This window comes from Streptomyces sp. URMC 126 (assembly GCF_051386555.1).
In the GTDB taxonomy this organism is placed as follows: Bacteria; Actinomycetota; Actinomycetes; order Streptomycetales; family Streptomycetaceae; genus Streptomyces.
Genome location: NZ_JBPQTX010000008.1, coordinates 1 through 19,333 on the forward strand (window position 1 = coordinate 1; position 19,333 = coordinate 19,333).

The 19,333-nt window shown below is 75.0% G+C and carries 12 protein-coding genes; 4 read left to right on the plus strand and 8 right to left on the minus strand.

All coding sequences use genetic code 11. The features are described from left to right. Positions 1-28: 28 nt before the first annotated feature. Complete coding sequence (locus ACSNOK_RS02180) at positions 29-256, minus strand: hypothetical protein (protein ID WP_436778804.1); 228 nt, start codon at positions 254-256, stop codon at positions 29-31. 341 nt (positions 257-597) lie between these two features. On the opposite strand from ACSNOK_RS02180, the gene ACSNOK_RS02185 reads away from it, so the two are divergent. Both ACSNOK_RS02185 and ACSNOK_RS02190 read left to right on the plus strand, forming a co-directional pair. Continuing rightward, the gene (locus ACSNOK_RS02185) at positions 598-1,875 is read left to right on the plus strand and encodes a cytochrome P450 (RefSeq protein WP_436778805.1); all 1,278 of its coding nucleotides are present in this window, start codon (positions 598-600) and stop codon (positions 1,873-1,875) included. A 94-nt stretch (positions 1,876-1,969) separates the two neighbouring features. Beyond that, a complete protein-coding gene (locus ACSNOK_RS02190) occupies positions 1,970-2,446 on the plus strand; it encodes a hypothetical protein (RefSeq protein ID WP_436778806.1) in 477 nt (158 codons plus the stop codon). A gap of 126 nt (positions 2,447-2,572) precedes the next feature. Here the strand turns inward: ACSNOK_RS02190 and ACSNOK_RS02195 are convergent, their stop codons facing one another. Together ACSNOK_RS02195 and ACSNOK_RS02200 are read right to left on the minus strand one after the other, a co-directional pair. Further along, complete coding sequence (locus ACSNOK_RS02195) at positions 2,573-4,159, minus strand: MFS transporter (RefSeq protein ID WP_436778807.1); 1,587 nt, start codon at positions 4,157-4,159, stop codon at positions 2,573-2,575. 295 nt (positions 4,160-4,454) lie between these two features. Next, the gene (locus ACSNOK_RS02200; protein ID WP_436778808.1) at positions 4,455-4,925 is read right to left on the minus strand and encodes an MSMEG_6728 family protein; all 471 of its coding nucleotides are present in this window, start codon (positions 4,923-4,925) and stop codon (positions 4,455-4,457) included. 357 nt (positions 4,926-5,282) lie between these two features. Here ACSNOK_RS02200 and ACSNOK_RS02205 point away from each other — a divergent pair, with 357 nt between their 5' ends. Further along, positions 5,283-6,152 (plus strand): class II glutamine amidotransferase, encoded by an 870-nt coding sequence (locus tag ACSNOK_RS02205; RefSeq protein ID WP_436778809.1) that lies wholly within the window; start codon positions 5,283-5,285, stop codon positions 6,150-6,152. 288 nt (positions 6,153-6,440) lie between these two features. Here the strand turns inward: ACSNOK_RS02205 and ACSNOK_RS02210 are convergent, their stop codons facing one another. The 4 genes from ACSNOK_RS02210 to ACSNOK_RS02225 are packed head-to-tail and all read right to left on the minus strand — an operon-like array spanning position 6,441 to position 10,090. After that, positions 6,441-7,439 carry an alpha/beta hydrolase gene (locus ACSNOK_RS02210; RefSeq protein WP_436778810.1) on the minus strand — a complete coding sequence of 333 codons (999 nt, stop codon included), beginning with the start codon at positions 7,437-7,439 and terminating at the stop codon, positions 6,441-6,443. A gap of 58 nt (positions 7,440-7,497) precedes the next feature. After that, positions 7,498-8,514 carry an LGFP repeat-containing protein gene (locus ACSNOK_RS02215; protein ID WP_436778811.1) on the minus strand — a complete coding sequence of 339 codons (1,017 nt, stop codon included), beginning with the start codon at positions 8,512-8,514 and terminating at the stop codon, positions 7,498-7,500. A 13-nt stretch (positions 8,515-8,527) separates the two neighbouring features. Beyond that, a complete protein-coding gene (locus ACSNOK_RS02220; RefSeq protein WP_436778812.1) occupies positions 8,528-9,595 on the minus strand; it encodes an LGFP repeat-containing protein in 1,068 nt (355 codons plus the stop codon). A gap of 39 nt (positions 9,596-9,634) precedes the next feature. Then, positions 9,635-10,090 (minus strand): RICIN domain-containing protein, encoded by a 456-nt coding sequence (locus ACSNOK_RS02225; protein ID WP_436778813.1) that lies wholly within the window; start codon positions 10,088-10,090, stop codon positions 9,635-9,637. Positions 10,091-10,452: 362 nt separating this feature from the next. On the opposite strand from ACSNOK_RS02225, the gene ACSNOK_RS02230 reads away from it, so the two are divergent. After that, positions 10,453-11,667, plus strand: a complete 1,215-nt coding sequence (locus ACSNOK_RS02230) for a cytochrome P450 (protein WP_436778814.1) — start codon at positions 10,453-10,455, stop codon at positions 11,665-11,667. A gap of 93 nt (positions 11,668-11,760) precedes the next feature. Here the strand turns inward: ACSNOK_RS02230 and ACSNOK_RS02235 are convergent, their stop codons facing one another. Continuing rightward, positions 11,761-19,254 (minus strand): type I polyketide synthase, encoded by a 7,494-nt coding sequence (locus ACSNOK_RS02235; RefSeq protein WP_436778815.1) that lies wholly within the window; start codon positions 19,252-19,254, stop codon positions 11,761-11,763. Positions 19,255-19,333 lie beyond the last annotated feature (79 nt).

Below are 19,333 nucleotides of genomic sequence, written 5' to 3' on the forward strand. Positions count from 1 at the left end.
GGGTCGGGCAGGGCCGGGGTGGTCATGGTCACCGCTTCCGGAGGGGGAGGGGCGTGTCCGTGCGGTGCCACACGATAGGAAGCGCCAGATCAGAGGTCCATACGCCCGCCAGGACGCGGTCTTCGTCCACCGCCGGCAGGGTGTCCACCGGGCGGTGGGCGTCGGCGCGCGGGCGCAGGTGGTCGGCGGGGGCGCGGCCGGCGCCCGGCGGCAGGGGCCGGTCGTCGGTGCCGGACGGCCGCTGAACACCCGGCACCTCCGCGTTCCCGCCCCGCGACGGGAGACGGGAGCGGGCCGGCCGGCTACGGACGATGTGGTGGACGAGCGGACGGCGTGGCCCGTTCGTCGTCCGCAGGGGAACGGAGCGCGTCCGGCGGCCGGGAGGCGCGCGGCCCTCGCCGTACCCCGCGGGCGGGCCGGCCCGGTACCGCCGAGGCCCGTGTGCCGCGTACCGGCCCGCCTCCATGCCCGCCCCAAGGGGTTCCGTGGCCGCGGAGTACGGGCCGTCCGTACCCTCGTCCTGCCCCCGGCCTGTGTCACACTCGGCGGCCCAAGGCGTCGACCTCAGCGCCACGCCGCCTTGTCTCGGGGGAACACATGAGTGATGAGACGTCCCGTCCCCAGCCCGAACGGAGTGCCGGCCGCACGGAGGCGAACCACCCGGCCCCGCCGTCCGCCGCCGTGTCCGCGGCCCTCCTCGCGCCGTCCTCCGCCGGGCTGCACGGCCTGCTCAGGCAACTGCGCGACCAGGCACCGGTGTTCTTCAGCGAGGAGCTCGGCGTCTGGATCGTCACCCGCTACGAGGACGTGCTCCGGATCCTCAAGGACGCGGAGCTCTTCCCCGCCTCGACCCGCTCCGTGATCCTCGGCGCCCACGCACCCGACGTCCGCGCCATCCTGGCGAAGACCGCCACCTTCACGGCCCCCAACATGGGCTTCGACGGCCGTCCCGCCCACGACCGCCTGCGCAGGCCCGCGGCTCCCTTCTTCTCCGCCCAGGCCGTCGCCCGTCTCGAACCCCGGATCCGGGGCCTCGCCGCCCGCCACGCCGAACGGCTCCCCGCCACGCCGCCGGCGGACCTCGTCGCCGACTACGCCCGCCCGTTCGCCACCGCCCTCATCATGGACCTGGCCGGATTCCCGGACGCCGACCGCGACCGGATCCTGCGCTACCACCGGGCCGTCAGCGAGTTCTTCTTCGGCACACCGCCCCCCGACCGCCAACTCGCCTACGCCCGCGACGTGGAGGAGTGGGAGGCCTACCTCTCCGCCGCCATCCGGGAACGCGGACGGCGGCCGGGGGACGATCTCATCAGCCACCTCGTCGCCCAGGACGCCTACACCGAGCGGGAACTGATCAGTCTCGTCAGCTTCGACGTCGTCACGGCCGGCATCGGCCCCACCGGCTACGCCCTGACCGTTCTCTGCTGGGAACTCCTGCGCGACCCCGGCCGCCACGACGGGTTGCCGGTGGACGCCGCCCGGTTCGACGCGTGTTTCGCCGAGACCATGCGCCGTTGTGGACCCGCCCTCGGGGTGTTCCGCACGGCCGCCGCCGACACCGAGCTGTCCGGCGTCCGGATCCCGGCCGGCGCCGCCCTGTGGGCCATGATCGCCTCCGCCGACCGGGACGAGCGGCGCTTCGCGTGCCCCGACGAACACGACACCACCCGCCCCGCCTTGGGCGCCAGCCTCCACTTCTCCCACGGCTTGCACTACTGCCTCGGCGCCCACCTCGCGCGCACCGCCGTCCGCGTCGCGTTCACGGCCCTGCTGCGCCGCCATCCGGCCCTGCACGTGGTCCCGGACCAGCCGTGTGTCGACGAACCGGGCATCAACGTCATCGCCCCGGCCCGGCTCCTCGTCCGGTGGTGACGCGTCTGAGGGGAAGGGCGGGGCCCGGAGGACCGCCACACCGACGACCGGTCACCACGAACTAGAGTCCCCTTGTCGAAGAGAGGGGCGGGGCATGGCGGTATGGGGACTGATCGTCGAATCGACTGTCGCGTTGGGGGACCGCAAGCACATCGAGGCCCGTGTGCTGGCCCAGATGAGAGGGGAACGGGAGGACGCGCTGGCGCGGTTGGAGGAGATCGCCCGGAACTACCAGCCCACGCACCCGATCAACCCGAAGCGCCGTCGCCTGTTCCGTAACGCCGACGGCTTCCTGCTGGTCGTCGACGGCTCCTGGCAGTCCCACGCCGCCCGGTTCACGGTGGCGCGGCTGCTGGAGGACAGCGCTCGGCCGATCAAGCGGACCGATCGGGAGCCCGAGCCGGACGCGGAGCGGGAACCCAGGCCCGAGCCGGAAGCGGAGCCGCGCCCCGAGCCCGAGCCGGAAGCCGAGCCCGAGCCTCGCCCCGGGCCCGGACCGGGCGAGCCCGTCCTGGACGCGGACGGCGTGCCGGTGCGGCCCGCCTGGCTGGGGCGAAAGGATCTGTCCTGACGCCCAGGAGGCGCCGGGACTTCCACGAGGCGGCACCGGACGGCAAGGGGGTGGGCCCGCACCGTAGGCGGCGACGCGTCACCACGCCCCGCGGAGCCGCCGAACCGACGGCAGGGCGCACCCCGGTCAGCCCAATGGGCGCAGAGCGTCCGCCCGCCCCTTGACCGGACCCGCCGCCTCCGCGCGGAGCAGCAGGAACGCCAGGAGCGCCACCGCCGCGGTCACCGCGGCCCCGGTGTACAGCGCCGCGTGCAGCCCGTCGACGAACGCCTGCCGGAACCAGCGGCCGAAGGCGCCGCCGCCCGGCGCGTCGAGCGCCGCCGTCGGCCCGTGGGCAAGGGCACGGTCGACGGCCTCCCGCGCCCGGCCCGGCGGAAGACCGGCGCGCGCCTTGTCCATGAGGGAGTCGCGCATCCGCGAGTTGAGCACCGCCCCCAGCGCCGCCACACCGGTCACCCCGCCCAGCTCCCGCAGCATCTCCACGATCGCCATCGACATGCCGGCCCGCCTGCCGCGGACCCGCTCGATGACGATGACGTTGACGGGAACGAAAGTGAAACCCACACACGTACCGATGATCGGAAGCACCCACCAGTACTGGGCGTAGCGCGCGTTCTCGCCGTGCAGGGCCAGACCCGCGAGCGCCGGAGGGCTCAACGCGACCCCGACCAGCAGGGGCCGGAACGGGCCCCAGCGCGCCGAGAGTGCGCCGACCAGGGGGGCCGACGCCACGATGAACGCCGAACCCAGCAGGAACACGGCCCCCGCCCCGGCCGCCGACCAGCCCAGGATGTACTGGAGGTAGAGGGAGAGGAAGAAGATCGCGCCGAAGAGCGCGAGGCTCGTCGTGAAACAGGCCAGCGCCGCCGTCGCGCACGGCCGGTCACGGAAGAACGACAGGTCGATCATCGGATCGGCGGTACGCCGCTCCACGGCCACGAGCGCCGGCAGAGCGACGGCGGCCGCGCCGAACCCGGCGAGGACGAAGGGGTCGCTCCAGCCGTGCGCGGGCCCCTGGACGAGCGCGTAGATCAGCCCGCCCACCCCGGCCGCCGAGAGCGCCTGCCCGGGCAGGTCCAGGGCCCGGTCGCGCCGCGGCGGAGCGGCGGGCAGCGACAGGGCCCCGAACAGCAACAGGCAGCCGCCGATGGGCACGTTGACGAGGAGCACGCTGTGCCAGCCGAACCTGTCCACGAGCAGCCCCCCGACCACCGGCCCGAGCGCCAGCCCCAGACCGCTGGCCGCCCCTCGCAGCCCCAGGGCCTTGGCGCGCCGCGCGCCGTCCGGGAACACCTGGCGTAGCAGCGCGGCACTGGACGGCATCAGGGCCGCGCCCCCGGCCCCCTGGACGACACGGCCGACGACGAGCGTCCCCCAGCTGTCGGCCATCGCGCCGAGCCAGGAACCCGCCGTGAACGCCACCAGCCCGGCCAGGAACAGCCTGCGCCGCCCCACCCGTTCGCTGACGATGCTGCCGGCCAGGAGGAAGGCGGCCAGGACGAGGGTGTACGACGCGACGACCCACTCCAGGCGGGTCACCCCCACCGACAGATCGCTGCCGATCTCCGGAAGGGCGTTGTTCATCGCCAGGTTGTCGAGCATGACCATGAAGACCGCGACGGACTCGACGGCCAGTACGGCGTTCGGGCGGCCGCGCAGGGGCACGGGCCGGCCGGTGGGACCACGGCGCGGGAGGACGCGGGGGAGAGGCATCGGTGCCGTCCATGGGGGAGGGGGGTGGGAAGGGACAGCCGATCCGCTCGCGGGACTGTCGCGGAGGGCAGAAGGAGTGATTACCCGCCAACGTATCGAAGGAGAAGAACCCTCCGGCCGATTGGCGCCACGCCCGCATGTCCGCTTCGAACGGACCCGCGAAAAAGCTCCGGACGCGCGGCCGTTCCCGCGGATCCGGCACGCTCGTCCGCCGCCGTCCGTACTGCCGGTTCGGACGCGCGCTGCGCAGCGGCCCCCGGCCCCGACCGTGGTCGCCCGAGCGACCCCGCTGCGGTCACGAGGGGGCGCGGTCGGAGGCCGGCCAGACGTAGGGCAGGTCGGCGGGGACACCGGGGAAGAGCGGGGAGTAGACGTCCGGCGCCTTGCGCACCAGCGCCGACTGATGGCTGCGGTGGAAGTCCGGGTCCCCCAGCCAGGGAGGCAGCTCGCCGTCGCCGGCCAGCTCCTCCTGGGCGCGGACGGCGGCGCCGGGACGATGCCGGGCGAAGTCGGTGACCAGGGTGGCGGCACAGGTGTCGGCGCGCCCCTCCGCCACCCACACCGCGCACACGTCGAGGCCGTAGCGGACCAGGGCCTCCTCGTAGCCGGTCCACATGCGCACGGCGGGGTGGTGCCGCCACCCGTAGCCGGGCACCGTCAGGCCGCGCAGCACCTGAAGCGCCTCGACCCGCTGCTTGCCCAGACGGGCCGGGTCCAGGACCGTGGCGGACCGTGTGAAGTCGGGGTACGGGAGAAATGTCTGCACGCCGAATGCCTACCGCGGCAGGCCCGCGCCCACCCCTTCCGAGTCGCCGGCGGGTGTTTCGCGCGGCGTTCGCCGACGCCGGAGCGCGGACGGGAGGGCGGGACGCCGTGGAGAGGGCGGGCCCGGCACTACGCTGGGAGGTCCGGCCGAACGAAGGCGGAGGTGTCGTACGCGACGCACGGGCAAGAGCCCGGTGAGGGCGGCGCTGCGAAGACGGCCCGGGCGCGAGGCCCCGGGTCCGCGCGGCGGACGCGCGAGGCCCCGGCGCCGGGGTCCCGCCCCCGCCGTCCCGTGCGCCGTCGGCGTCACCACCGGCGCCCGTACCACCCAGCCCGCGAGCCCGTGGAGGAACCCCCGATGTGCCGCCTGTTCGGCCTCACCAGCGCCCCCGAACGCACCCGTGCCACCTTCTGGCTGCTCGACGCACCCGACAGCCTCAGCGCCCAGAGCCACCGGGACCCCGACGGCACGGGCCTGGGCCACTTCGACCCCGACGGCACGCCGCGGATCGGCAAGGCGCCCCTGGCCGCCTACGCGGACCGGGCCTTCGCCGTCCAGGCGCGGCGGACCGAGTCCACGACCTTCGTCGCCCACATCCGCTACGCGACCACCGGCCGCCTGGACGCCCGCAACACCCACCCCTTCGCCCAGGACGGCCGGCTGTTCGCCCACAACGGTGTCGTCGAGGGCCTGGACGCCCTGGACGCCCGGCTCGGCCCGGACCGGTCGCTGGTGGACGGGGACACCGACTCGGAACGCGTCTTCGCCCTGATCACCCGTGAGATCCGCGCGCACGGCGGCGACGTGGGCGCGGGCATCGCCGCGGCCGTGACGTGGATCGCCGACCACCTGCCGCTCTACGCCCTGAACTTCGTCCTCGCCACCCCCACCGACCTGTGGGCCCTGCGCTACCCCGACACCCACGACCTGTACGTGCTGCGGCGCCCGGCGGGCGGCCACCACGGTGACCGCCACCTCGACCACAGCGGCAGCGACGGCCGGATGCGCGTCCACTCCGGAGACCTCGGCGCGGTCCCGTCCACCGTCGTCGCCAGCGAGCGCATGGACGACAACCCGCGCTGGCGCCTGCTGGACCCCGGCGAGCTCCTGCACGTCGGCCCGGACCACGCCGCCACCAGCCACGCCGTCCTGCCCCGGCCGCCGGCGCACCCGCTGACCCTCGCCGACCTCCATCCGGACGCTGCGGCGGCCCAGAAGTCCGCCTGAACCGGCGCACCGCCGGCCCGGCCGCCTGCCGGCCACCGGCCCCACCCCGCCGGGGCCCGCCGTCGCCTTCCGCCATGCGCGGGAACCGCCGCGCCCTGGCCCACGGCGTGCGCCACCGCGCGAGCGCGAGCACCGGCACCGCCACGAGCGGCGGAACCGGAAGGTCCCGCCCGGACCACCAGGACACGGCCGGGCATGGTCCGCCGGCGCGAGAGAGCCCCCCGCCCCCGGTGACGGCGACGGGGGCGGGGGCGGGATCAGGGACGAGGCGTCAGGCGCGCGGCGCGGTCACGCCTTGCGGAGGCGGTCGATGATGCCGTTGAGGTCGTGCTTGAACAGGTCCTCGCGGACGCGGTGCCCGCCGGGCTCCTCGTGCCACTCGTGGGGGATGCCGGCCCGGCCGAGGAAGCCGCGCCACTCCCGCTGGGTCTCCAGCACGGCCGTCTCGTTGAACCGGTCCCAGAAGGTCGGCTCCGGGCTGGTGCCGGCGACCATGAAGATGCGCTTGTTGCGGTAGCTCTCGACGCGCTCGACGGGGTTGTCGGCGCTGACCCTGGCCTGGTCCCACGGCATGCCGTAGACCATGCCGCCGCCGAGCTCGATGGCCGCCGAGGAGGCGTTGGCCCAGTGCACGACCCCGCCCGCGAGGCCGCCGGCCATACCGCGCAGGCTGGCCGGCCCCGAGTGCGAGCTCACCGAGGCGAAGTGACCCCAGTACTTCGCCGCGTACTTCAGCGCGCCGAAGCCGCCCATCGAGAAGCCGGAGACGGCCCGGCCGTCGTACTCGTCGTACGTCCGGAAGTTGGCGTCGATCCACCGGACGAGCTGGTTGATGTGGAAGTTCTCCCAGTTCCGGGCGCCGACGAAGGAGCTGACCGGGTTGGAGTACCAGCCGGCGTGCCCGCCGTCGGGCATCACCACGATGATCGGCTTGCCGGCGGTCCAGGCCCGGATGCCCAGCCGGTCGAAGGTGATGAAGTCCTGGTCGGTGCCGCCGCCGTGCAGCAGGTAGAGGACGGGGTAGCGGCGCCCGTCGGCGTGGTAGCCGTCGGGCAGCAGGACGTTCACGGCCGGGTTCCAGCCGCCGATCTCGGCGGTCTGGAAGCGGTAGTACCACATGCGCGGGTCGGACTCGTTGCGGTCCACGATGCGCAGTCCGAAGCCGTCGCCGGCCGCGTGGGCCGCCGACGCGGAGCCGAGGACGCTCCCGGCGCCCAGGGCGAGGGCGGCGGAGGCGCCGCCTGCGGCCTTCAGCAGGCTTCTACGGGTGGGGTGGTGCTGGCTCAACGTGACCTCCAGGTCGGTCGACGGGTCGTCGACGGTGCCGGTCCTTGCTCGCTGTGTGCTAGTTGTCGGTGATCCACGTGCCCCGCGAGGGGTTCCAGTGGATGGTGGCCTTCTGGAACTTCTGGGCCTTGCCGCCCGCTTCGTCGGTCTCGTCGGTGAGCGGGTAGCCCAGCGCGGCCTCGTGGCCGGCATTGTGGAACGCCTTGTAGATCTCGCCGTGGACCGGATGCGTTCCGGTCGGGGCCGACCACAGGAAGAGGCCCCGCTCGAAGAACTGGTAGCGCCCGCGCGTCCCGTCCGGCGCCCGGGAGGCCTCCGCCTCGTCCATGGTCGGGAAGCCCCAGCGCTGTTCGGAGTCCGTCGCCCAGTACTTCGCCAGGATGTCGCCGTATATCGCGTAGGCCACGTCCGGGTGCCAGATGATGATGCCGTTCCGGAACTGCTGGAAACGGCCGCCCAGCCGGGAGTCGCGCTCGCCCCGGACCGGCGGTCCCAGCACGCTGCCCAGACCGCCCATGGCGTCGTACTTGGCCCTGATCGAGCCGTAGGGCATCAGGTCGTCCAGACGGTTGTAACGGCGGGGCGTGAAGCCGCGGAGCCCGTCGCGCCACACGCGCTCCTCGGCCACATGGCCGAAGTCGTACTCCTCGCGCACCAGCGGCTGAGTGTGGGCGGCGTCCGCCCACCGGACGAACAGCGCCACGTGATCGGTGCCGTCGGAGTCCTTCAGCAGGGCGTCACCGGGGTTCAGGTCCTCCGCCGGGATGTCCACGGTGACGTTCCACAGCGCCCAGGTGTTCAGGGACGATCCCAGGTTCCAGGCCATCGACACGTAGCCCGAGCAGTCCGGCCGGTAGCAGCCGAACTGGTTCCGGTAGCAGCCGTCCCAGCTGTACGCGACCCGCTCGGCCACCCACGACCACGAGCGGTCCATGACCTCGCCGCGCCCGATCGGCCCGTCCGGCTCCGAGGCCTGGGCGGCCGGCGCCCCGGTGAGGGCGGTCGCCAAGGCCGCCAGGGCGAGCGCCGCCACCGTCACCATCCGCCGGAGGACCGACGGTCTTCTCCCTCGCATCAAGATCCTCCGGTCAGTTGTCGGTGATCCAGGTGCCCCGCGAGGGGTTCCAGTGGATGGTGGCCTTCTGGAACTTCTGGGCCTTGCCGCCCGCTTCGTCGGTCTCGTCGGTGAGCGGGTAGCCCAGCGCGGCCTCGTGGCCGGCGTTGTGGAACGCCTTGTAGATCTCGCCGTGCACGGGGTGCGCGCCGGTCTGCGGCGACCAGAGGAAGAGGCCCCGCTCGAAGAACTGGTACCGGCCGCGCGTCCCGTCCGGCGCCCGCGACGCGTCCGCCTCGTCCATCGTGGGGAAGCCCCAGCGCTGTTCGGAGTCCGTCGCCCAGAACTTCGCCAGGATGTCGCCGTATATCGCGTAGGCCACATCCGGACGCCAGATGACGATCCCGTTCTGGAACTGCTGGAAACGGCCGCCCAGGCGCGCGTTCTCCTCGGCGCGCACCGGCCCGCCGAGCGGCCCGCCCGGCCCGCCCAGGCTGTCGTACTTCGCCCCTATGCTCCCGTACGGCTGGAACGCCTCGTCCCGCTGCGCCACGGCGACGCCCTCGGCCTGGTCGTACCGCTCGGGGTAGGCGGAGCGCTGGACGGCCTGGGCGAGCGCGCCCGCGCTGCGGCCCTCCATGCGCGGCTCCATCTGCTGGGCCACCTCGAAGAACTTGTTCGCCGCGTAGTCCACGTCCAGGATCTGCTCGGGCGTCCCCCAGCCCTGCGAGGGCCGCTGCTGGAAGACGCCGAGCGAATCCCGGTCACCGCAGTTCAGGTTGTTCATCCGGGACTCGATCCAGCCGGTCTCGAAGCCGGCCAGCATCACCTTGGCGGAGACGTTGCGGCGCTGGCCCACCTCGTAGACCTTGCGCGTCACCGCGATGTCGCGTTCGGCGGGGATGTCGCAGTACGCCGCGGCCGGCGCCGGATGCCCCAGCGGGCCCGGGACGGCGCCGGTGCCGCCCGCCGCGGCCGGCTGCCCCAGCGCGACGACCGCCGTCAGGGCCGTCACGGCCGACAGGACCGCCGTACCGCGTCTCGCAAGCCGAACGGCCGGGCCGCGTCGGGGAGTTCTCTTGCGCTCGGATCTTCCTCGCATGGGTCACCTCACGGTGGGGGGAGGGGGGATGGCGGAAGGTCAGGACCAGCTCTGGTACGGGCTGTCGTTGCACGCCCAGGTGCGGAATCCCTGATTGCTGTCGTCGATGCACCGGCCCGTGGCCTGGTTCTGGAAACGGACGGTGCCGTCGCCCCAGACCTTCACCCACCAGCTCTGCTCCGGGGCGGAGCCGCACGAGCCGACGGTCCGGAAGCCGTTGTCGGTGTCCTCGACGCAGCGTCCGGTGTTCACACTGCGCAGCTGCCGGGTCCCGTCGCCCCAGACGTGGACGGACCACTTCTGCGGGGTCGAGCCGTTGCAACTCCAGGTCCGGAAGCCCTGGTTGGTGTCGTCGATGCACCGGCCCGTGGCCTGGTTCCTGAAGCTCTGCACGACGTCGGTGGTACCGGCCGGCGCGGCCAGGGCGCCGGGAGCCGGGATGAGGGAGGCGGCGGTGAGGGCCCCGCCGAGAAGGAGTGTCCGTAGATGGCGCATGCCGGCTTCCGTTCCGTGGGTGGGAGGACGTGCCCGTCGGCCCGGAAGGTAGTGGCGGGCCGCGCGGGGCGGCACCCGGAACGATCCGGAGTGACGCGGCCCGCACGCCGCGCTCACTCCGGCGGACGCCCGCCGTACACGGGCCCGGAAGAGCCCTGGGCTTGCCGGCGGGCCACGACGGAACCGTCCGCCGACGGCGACGCGGTGACGTCCTCCCGCGCCGGAACGGGCGCGCGGGACGGCGATGCTCCGGCACCGCCGGGGGCGTGCGGTGGGACGCCCCCGGCCCGTACTCATGGGCGAACCGGACACGCGGCCGTGTGGCAGCATGCCCGCCCCGCCTCCGGGGGATGATGGCGGCAATGGACGGACGAACCGAGCCCCGCCGTATCGCGGTGAGCGCCGACTTCTGGGACCACCTGCCGTTCGACATGCGCGGAGAAGCGTTCCTCACCGACCCCTACGCCGCCTACGCGCGCCTGCGCGCCCAGGGACCGGCGCTGTCACCGGCGGAGGGCGTCGTCCTCGTCACCGGATACCGGGCGGGCTCGGCGGTCCTGGGGGACCCGCGCTTCGGGATGGGCGGCGGCCCGCTGGAGTCGCAGTCGTTCCTCCTCGTCGACCCGCCCGAACACCGCTGCCGCCGGGCCCGGGTCTCCGCCCCCTTCGGCGCCCGCGCGGTGGAACGGCTGCGCCCCGCGATCCGGCACCGCACCACCGCTCTCGTCCGCGCCGCCGCGGACCGGGGAGAGGCGGAGGTGGTGGCCGACCTCGCTGTCCCCCTGGCCCTGGAACTCATCTGCGCCGTGGTCGGCGTTCCGCTGGCGGACCGGCCGCGGTGGTACGGACCCCTGTCCGGGCTGAGCCTGGCGTTCGTCCCGCCCGACCTGCTCGGCGAGGAGGACACCGCCCGCCTGACGGCGGCACGGCTCGAATTCGCCCACTACCTCCGCTCACTGATCGAGGAACGCCGCGGGGAGCCCCAGGACGACCTGGTCAGCGCCCTGCTGGCCCAGGGGCCGGAGGACACCCCGCTCAGCGAGCAGGAGATCACCACGGCGATCGGGCAGTTCGTCGTCGCCGGCCACCGGCCGGTCGCCCTGCAGATGGCCAACGGCGTCTACGCCCTGCTGCGCCACCCCGAACAGCTCGCCCGCCTGCGGGCCGACCCCGCCTGCGCCCCGGCGGCGGTCGAGGAGGTCCTGCGGTACGACCCGAGCACCCACCTCATCAGCCGTATCGCCCTCCGCGACGCCGACGTCGCGGGCCGGCGCGTGCCGGCCGGCACGGTGGTCGGAGTGCTGCCCGCCGCCGCCAACCGGGACCCGGAGGCGTTCGCCGACTCCGACCGGTTCGACATCACGCGGTCGCCGCAGCACCTCGCCCTGGGCAGGGGAGTCCACTTCTGCCTCGGCGCCCACCTGGCCCGCCTCCAGGTGGAGGCCCTGCTCACGGTCCTCGCCCGGTACGGCCCCGCGCCGACGGGCGAGGCCGTGCCCCGGCGGATGTCCGGCGTGCTGTGGGGAACCGAACGGCTGCCGGTGGTGCTGACCGAGCGGCCCGGGGACGGGGACTGACGGCGCAGGCCCCCGGCCCGGCCACGGAACCCCGGCGGCGCTCACCAAGCCGGTGCCGCCCCGGGTAGGTGTCCCAGGGCGGCACCGGACGCGTCACCGCGCCGGTTGGCGCAGACGGCGCAGGCAGCGCCGGGCCAGGTCGGTGACCGTGGTGCTGTCGAGCACCTCCACGGCGGGCAGGGTGCAGCCCAGGTCCCGGTTGACGCCCGTCAGCAACTCGGCGCCCATCAGGGAGTCGAGTCCCAGCCGGTCCAGGCGCCGGTCGGCGGGGACGCGGTCGGGGGTGGTCTGCAGGATCCGGCAGAGGATGTCGGTGAGCACCTCCGTCACCCGGGCGAGGGCTTCTTCCTGCGGCGCGGCGGCCAGGCTCTCCAGGAGCGCCGCCCTCCCCCCGCTCCCGGCGCCGGTGGAGGCGGGGCACAGGGCGTCGAAGCGGGGGCCGAGCGCCGCCGCGAAGTTCGTCCGTACCGCGCCCCAGTCCGTCCGCGTGACGACGGCGACGTCGTCACCGCGCCCCAGCGACGCCTCCAGGGAAGCCAGCGCCTCGCCGGAGGGCAGCCCTTCCAAACCCAGCCGGCGCATGACCTCGCCGATGCCGTGGCGGGCGACGTACCCGACGTCCTCCAAGGCACCCCAGGCGACCGCGAGACCGGGCCGGCCGGCCGCGCGGCGGAAGCGCGTCAGGGCCTCCAGGAACAGGTTGGCGGCGTTGTAGCCCGCCTGGTTCTGATTGCCGATCAGCGCCGAGAGGGAGGAGTAGAGGACGAATACGTCGAGGTCGCGGTCGAGCGTGAGGCGGTGCAGGACGTCCGCGCCCCCCGCCTTGGGCAGGAGCACCCGCCGGACCCGCTCGGTGGTCAACTGGGCGAGCGGGTCGTCGTCGACGACCATGGCGGAGTGCAGGACCCCGCGCAGCGGGGGCCCCGCCGCGTCCACGGCCTTCAGCACCTCCGCCATGCCCGCCCGGTCGGCCGCGTCGGCCGCGTACACCGTGACGGACACACCCTGCCGCCGCAGGTCCGCCAGGAGCGCCGGCGCCTCCGGTGTGGCGGCGCCGCGCCGGCCGACCAGGGCCAGGTGGCGGGCGCCGCGGTCGGCGAGCCGGCGCGCGGTGGCCGCGCCGAACCCGGTGAGCCCCCCGACGATCAGGTAAGTGCCGGACGGGTCCGGCGCGTACGGGCGCGGTTCCTCCCGGAGCGGCGGTGGTTCCTCCAGGGAAATGACGATCTTGCCGATGTGCCGCGAGTGCTGCAGCGCCTCGAAGGCGTCCGCGACCCGGTGCGCGGGATACACGCGGTGCGGGACGGGCCGGTAGACACCGTCCCGCACTCGGTCCGCCACCTCGGCGAACGTCGCCGCCAGCACGGCGGGCCGGGCCCGGGCCAGGGTGTCGAGGGTGGCGGCGCTGAAGGTGATGCCGTTCAGGAACGGCCGCAACGGCAGCCTGCCGTCCGCGTACAGGTCGCGTTTGCCGAGCTCGACGAAGCGCCCGCCCGGGCGCAGCACCTCCAGCCCGCGCGCCATCGCCTCGCCGGACAGCGAGTTGAGCACGACGTCCACGCCCTCGCCGCCGGTCACCTCCATGACGCGTTCGGCGAACCCCGGCGACCGGGAGTCGAGTACGTGCGCCACGCCGAGCAGCCGCAGCAGGTCCCGCTTGGTGGGGGTGCCGGCCGTCGCGACGACCCGGGCGCCGGCCCGCTCCGCGTACTGCAGGGCGGCCAGGCCCACGCCCCCGGCGGCGCCGTGGACGAGCACGGTCTCCCCGGGCGCCAGGCGCGCCAGGTCGTGCAGGGCGTGGTGGACGGTGAGGAATACCACCGGGAGGGTGGCCGCCCGGCAGAGGTCCATGCCGTCGGGCAGGCGGGCGGCCATGGCGGCGGGGACGGTGACGTGGGAGCGCAACGTCCCGTGTCCGAAGGCCATCACCCGGTCGCCGGGAGCGAACCCCGTGACGCGGGAGCCCACCGCGGCGACCGTGCCCGCGCACTCCATGCCGGTGCCGAACTCCCGGCCGCCCGCCTCCTCCTGCCGCTCCTCGATGGGCACCGTGCCGAGGGCCTGCAGGACGTCCCGGTAGTTCAGGGCGGCGGCGCGCACGGCGATCAGCAGGTCGTCAGGTCCCGGTTCCGGGGCGGTCGCGGGGACCCAGTCGAGCCGGTAGGAACGGCCCGGATCGCGCATGCGCAGGGCGTACGGGGAGGTGCCGCCGGTCCGCGGGGCGCGGGCGGTGTCCGTCTCCTCGCGGACCCGGGGCAGGAAGCGGCCGGACCGGGTGAGCAGGATCTCGTCCTCGCGACCGGGGTCGGCGAGCTCGGCGGCCAGCCGGTCGGCGTCCGCTTCGGTGTCGGTGGCGTCCAGGGAGATCCGGCGGACCGTCAGGCTCGGGTACTCGTTGCCGAGCGTGCGGGCCACCCCCCAGGCGCAGGCCGCCGTGGGGCTCAGGGGACGTTCGGGGGCGGGCAGGGCCCCGGTCGGCGGCGTGACGAGCCAGAGCTCCGCCCGTGTCTCCTCCTCCGCCTCCGTGCGGCGGCGGGTGGCCTGCGCGAGGGCGCGCAGCAGTGCCGTGTGTCCCACGGCCCGCTCGGCGTCCAGCGTGCCGCCGTCCGGGTCCTCGCCCAACAGGACGACGACGCCGGTGGCCCGCGGCTGCCCGGCCAGGAGGGTGTCCCAGTGCCGTTCGTCGTCCGTCGGCTCGGCGAGACGGACGTGCGGGCCGCCGCCGGGCGTGAGACGTGCCGTCAGGGCCTCCGCGAGTGCCCGGCGCGCCGGTTCGGCGACGACGATCCAGCCGTGCTCCCGGTCCGCCGGCACCGAGGGCGCCGGTGCCGCCGGCGCGGGACGGGGAGCGCGCCGGGCCAGGAAGGCGGAGGTCTCGCCTGCGTCGGGACCGTCCGCCGGGACCGTGCGGGTGACCCCCTCGAAGCCTTCCTCGCCCAGGAGCCGGCACCAGGCGTCCGCGGACAGCAGCGGCCCGTCGGGGCGCAGGCCGGAGTCCCGTTGGTTCCAGAAGCTGGGCAGGAACCCGAACATGAGGGCCAGGTCGGCCGGTCGGTGCGTCTCCACCGCCAGCAGCAGCCCGTCGTCGGCCAGCAGCCGCCGGACGTGCGCCACGGCGGACCGCACGTCGCCGGCGGTGTGCAGGGCGTTGCTCACCACGACCAGGTCGTGGTCGCCCTCCGCGAACCCTTGCTCCGACGGGTCGCGGTCGAGGTCGAGGGTGCGGTAGTCGACGAAGTCGTACGCGGCGAAGCGGTGCCGGGCCCGGGGGAAGAACGCCGCCGACACGTCCGTGTAGCTGTACCGCGTGCGCTCCGGCGGCAGTTCCGGCAGCAGCCAGGCCGCCGTGCCCCCGGTGCCGGCTCCCGCCTCGAGGATCCGCAGCGGCCGGTCGGCGGGCCACCGGCGCACCAGCGCCCGTACGACGGCACGGGCCGCGCGGTGGTGGAACGCCAGTGAGGCACCGTCGGTGTAGAGGTCTTCCAGCAGGTGCCGGTCGGTCTCGGAGAAGACCTGCTCCACCGGGTCGTGGTCACCGCGCAGGGTGGCCGTCAGCCGCCGGCCGGCGCGGCCGTACAGCGCCAGTTCCGTGACGAGCCGGGGGTGCGCGGCGGTCAGGGCCCGGAAGCGTTCCTCCGGGCGGGCCGTTCCCGTCAGGCGCCACCTGCCGGCCCGTGCGTCCCCTTCCGGTTCCGCGAGACCGTGTGCGCGGGCGTTGGGCAGCAGGATGCCGAACACCTCGGAGTACTGCGCCGGCATGCCGGCGCGGACGAGGTCCGCGACCGTGAACGAGGTCTCCGCCGGCCCGGCCGCGGACAGCAGGTCCCGCACGGACCGCGCGGTGAAGTGAGCCGTCAGCTCGCGGATCACCGCGGTGGCCGCCGGACCGTCGGCGCTTCGCCACACCCGGACGGCTCGCCGCAGCTCGTCCGCGCACTCGCGCGCGATCTCCTCCGGAGCCGGCATGCCCGGACCCGCCGGGCACGGTTGCCCGGGGCGCGGAGCCGCCCGCGTCACCGTGACCGCACGGGGTGTCGGGGTCCGGCCGCCCTCGTCGAACCGGAGCAGCCGGCAGCCCTCCAGGGTCAGGCAGACCAGCCCCCCGAGGGCCGTCACGGTCGCGTCGCACAGGACCTCGCGCGCGGAGAAGCGCCGCACCCGTACGAGGACGTGGCCGGCCGAGGGCATCCGGCGCCAGGCACGGATCCGGTCGACGGCCACCGGCAGGTACCGGGCCCCGGGCATCCGCTCCTCGGCGACCGGCGCGACCGCCTGCAACGCCCCGTCCAGGATCGTGGGGTGCGCCTCGTAGCCGGAGGCGTCGACGCGGGCGGCGTACCGGGCCAGCACCCGGTCGTCGTCGAAGCGCAGCTCGTCGATGACCCGGAAGGCGGGGCCGTAGCGCAGGCCGCAGCGCTCGCCGCACGCGTAGTGCTCCTCGGGCGGCTTGCAGCGGGGCAGGGCGCGGGCGATGCCGTCCACGTCCAGGACGCCCGGCAGCGGGGCGTACAGCCGCCGGACGCGGGCCCGCGCGTGCTGTTTCCACGTGTCGTCACCCGCCGCGCGGGAGGACACGGTCACGACGCCGTCCTCGCGCGACAGCGAGGTCTGGATCTCCGGGCCGCACTCGTCGGGCGCGGAGGGCAGGAGCAGCGCCTGATGGATGCCCAGGTTGGTGACCTCGACGGTCCCCTCGTACGCGCGCCGTCCCGCGGCGAGGGCCATCTCCGCCAGCCCCGCGGCCGGCATCACGACGGCGTCCCCGACCCGGTGGTCGGCGGCCCAGGGGAGCCGCGCCGGTTCGAAGGACCCGTGCCACGCGGGCTCGGCGACGGCCGCCCGCTCGCCGAGCAGCGGATGGTCGACCGTCCCGTCGCCACAACCCCCCTGCCAGAGCCCGGGACGGCCGTTCCAGTGGCGTTCGCGCTGCCAGGGATAGGCCGGCAGATCCACCACCCGGCCCCGGACGGGGAAGAACACCCCGGCATCGGAGCGGACGCCCATGGCCAGGAGACGGGCCAGACCGGCGCGCACCCCGGCCGGCCCCGGCGCGCCCCGCCGCATCAACGGCACCACGGCATTCGGGGTCGCGCCCGGCTCCGCTTCCGCCGCCCGGCTCAGATAGCGGGAGAGCACCGGATGCGGGCCGACCTCGACGAAGACGGAACAGCCCGCCTCCCGCAGCCGTGCCGCGGCGGCGCCGAACAGCACCGGCTGCCGCAGGTTGCGCCACCAGTAGTCGGCGTCCAGCTCCGTACCGTCCAGCATCGTGCCGGTGGTGGCGGAGGCGTACCGCGACCGCGCCCGGACCGGTTTCAGCCCGGCCAGGGCGTCGAGCAAGCCCTCCCGCAGCGGGTCCATGACCCGGCTGTGGAAGGCGTAGTCCAGGCCCAGGTCACGGAAGAAGACGCCTTCCCGCCCCAGCCGCTCACCGAGGTCCGCCACAGCCGCCCGGTCGCCGCTGACCGTCACGTCCCGCGCGCTGTTGATCCCCGCGATCTCCAGCCGGCCCTCGTAGGGCGCCAGCCACCGGGCGACCCGGTCGGCGTCCGCGCCGACGGCGGCCATGCCCCAGGCACCCGCCGTGGACGCCTGGGCCCGCGAGCGCGCGACGACGACACGGGCCGCCGCGTCCAGCTCCAGGGCCCCGCACGCCCAGGCCGCGGCCATCTCGCCCGCGCTGTGCCCCACCGCCCCCGCCGGCCGGACGCCGTGGGCCCGCAGTACGGAGACCAGGCCCACCTGCACCGCGAACAGCAGCGGCTGGGCCACGTCGGTGGTGTCCGGGCGGCGGCTTCCGGCGTCCGCGGCCAGCTCCTCCAGCACGGACCAGCCGAGGTGCGGACGCAGGGCCTCGTCGGCGTCCGCGACACCGGCCCGGAACACCGGCTCCTCCTCCAGCAGGTCCCGGCCCATGCCCGCCCACTGGGCCCCGTTGCCGGAGAACGCCAGGGCGACCTCTGCCCCTTCGGCCCCTTCGCTCAGCGCACCGGCCGCCTCCCGCTCTCCCCGCGCGAGGGCGTCGAACTCCGCGGCGGCCTCCTCGGGCCCCGCGGCCAGCACCACGGCGCGGTGTTCGTGCCGCTCGCGCCGCAGGAACGAGGTGTGCGCCAGGTCGTAGAACTCCCGCGGCGGGCACCGGCGCAGCCGCGCCGCCATGCGCCGGGCCGCCTCGCCGGCCGCGGCGGGCGTCCGGGCGGACACCAGGACCGGCAGCCGCGCGGCCCCCTCCGGGGCGGGGGACGGGGCCCGCGGCGGCGGATCGGCGACGGCGACGTGGGCGTTGGCGCCGCCGAAACCGAAGGAGTTGACCCCGATGACGGCCCGCCCGCCGGGCGGCACCCGCAGCGGCGCCGGCTCCGTGACCGGGGCCAGGCGCAGCCCCGCGAAGTCGATGGCGGGGTTGAGCGGAAGGGCGTGCGCGCTCGGCGGGACGCGCCGGTGACGCAGCATCAGCAGCGCCTTGAGCAGGCCCGCCATGCCCGAAGCGGGCTCCAGATGGCCCAGTTGACTCTTGACCGAGCCCACCGGCAGGGGACCCGCCGACGAGCGTCCGGCCCCCAGGGCCCGGCCCACCGCCAGACACTCGACCGGGTCCCCCACCGGAGTGCCGGTCCCGTGCATCTCCATGTAGGCGACCTCGTCGGGGCGCACGCCCGACGCCGCGTACACCTCCCGCAGCAGCGCCTCCTGCGCCTCGGCACTGGGCTGGGTCAGACTCGGCGTGCGCCCGTCGGTGTTGACGCCGCTGCCCAGGATGACGCCCAGGATCCGGTCGTCGTCCTCCAGCGCGCGGGCCAGCGGCTTGAGGAGGACGAGGCCGCCGCCCTCGGAGCGCACGTAACCGTCCGCCTCCGCGGAGAAGGGCCGGCACCGCCCGGTGGGGGAGAGCATCGACGCACGGGCGAACCCGACGAACTCCACGGGGCTGAGCAGCAGATGCGCCCCGCCCGCCAGCGCCATGCCCGACCGGCCGTGGCGCAGCGCCTCGCAGGCGTGGTGCAGGGCCACCAGCGACGAGGAGCAGGCGGTGTCCACGGCGACGCTCGGACCGCGCAGGCCCAGGACGTAGGAGAGGCGGTTGGCCGTGTTGGCCGTCGCGCCCCCGGTCATGGTGTAGGCGTCGACGGTGGCGGCGTCGAGCCCCTGGAGGTGCGAGAAGGACTGGCTGGAGACGCCCACGTACACGGCGGTGTCGGAACCGGCGAGCGATGCGGCGGGACACCCGGCGTCGTCGACGGCCTCCACGGCCATCTCCAGGAGCATGCGCTGCAAGGGGTCCAGGCGCGCGGCCTCGCGGTTGGACATGCCGAAGAACTCCGCGTCGAACCCCTGGACGTCGTCGAGGAAGCCGCCTCTGGCCACGTAGGTCTTGCCCGGGCGCCGCGGCTCGGGGTCCAGCCAGCGGCTCGCGTCGAACCGGTCGGGCGGCACGGGACCGATCACGTCCCGCCCCTCGACGAGGGCGGACCACAGGGCGTCCGGGCTGTCGATGCCGGCGGGCAGCCGGCAGGACGCGCCCACGATGGCGATGGCGTCACCGGCGGGGGCGCCGGTGGTGGCGGAAGCCGCGGAAATCGGCGGCACGAAGGTCTCCTCGGGTCTGTTCCGGTCTGTTCCGGTGGTTCGGCCGGGGGCGGGGCCGCGAAGTCCGGGCAGACGGCGA

What these genes read in the sequence shown, in the direction of transcription:
- ACSNOK_RS02225 (WP_436778813.1), bottom strand. Translation starts at nt 10,090, where the DNA reads ATGCGCCATCTACGGACACTCCTTCTCGGCGGGGCCCTCACCGCCGCC.
- ACSNOK_RS02220 (WP_436778812.1), bottom strand. Translation starts at nt 9,595, where the DNA reads ATGCGAGGAAGATCCGAGCGCAAGAGAACTCCCCGACGCGGCCCGGCC.
- ACSNOK_RS02215 (WP_436778811.1), bottom strand. Translation starts at nt 8,514, where the DNA reads ATGCGAGGGAGAAGACCGTCGGTCCTCCGGCGGATGGTGACGGTGGCG.
- ACSNOK_RS02185 (WP_436778805.1), top strand. Translation starts at nt 598, where the DNA reads ATGAGTGATGAGACGTCCCGTCCCCAGCCCGAACGGAGTGCCGGCCGC.
- ACSNOK_RS02195 (WP_436778807.1), bottom strand. Translation starts at nt 4,159, where the DNA reads ATGCCTCTCCCCCGCGTCCTCCCGCGCCGTGGTCCCACCGGCCGGCCC.
- ACSNOK_RS02190 (WP_436778806.1), top strand. Translation starts at nt 1,970, where the DNA reads ATGGCGGTATGGGGACTGATCGTCGAATCGACTGTCGCGTTGGGGGAC.
- ACSNOK_RS02205 (WP_436778809.1), top strand. Translation starts at nt 5,283, where the DNA reads ATGTGCCGCCTGTTCGGCCTCACCAGCGCCCCCGAACGCACCCGTGCC.
- ACSNOK_RS02230 (WP_436778814.1), top strand. Translation starts at nt 10,453, where the DNA reads ATGGACGGACGAACCGAGCCCCGCCGTATCGCGGTGAGCGCCGACTTC.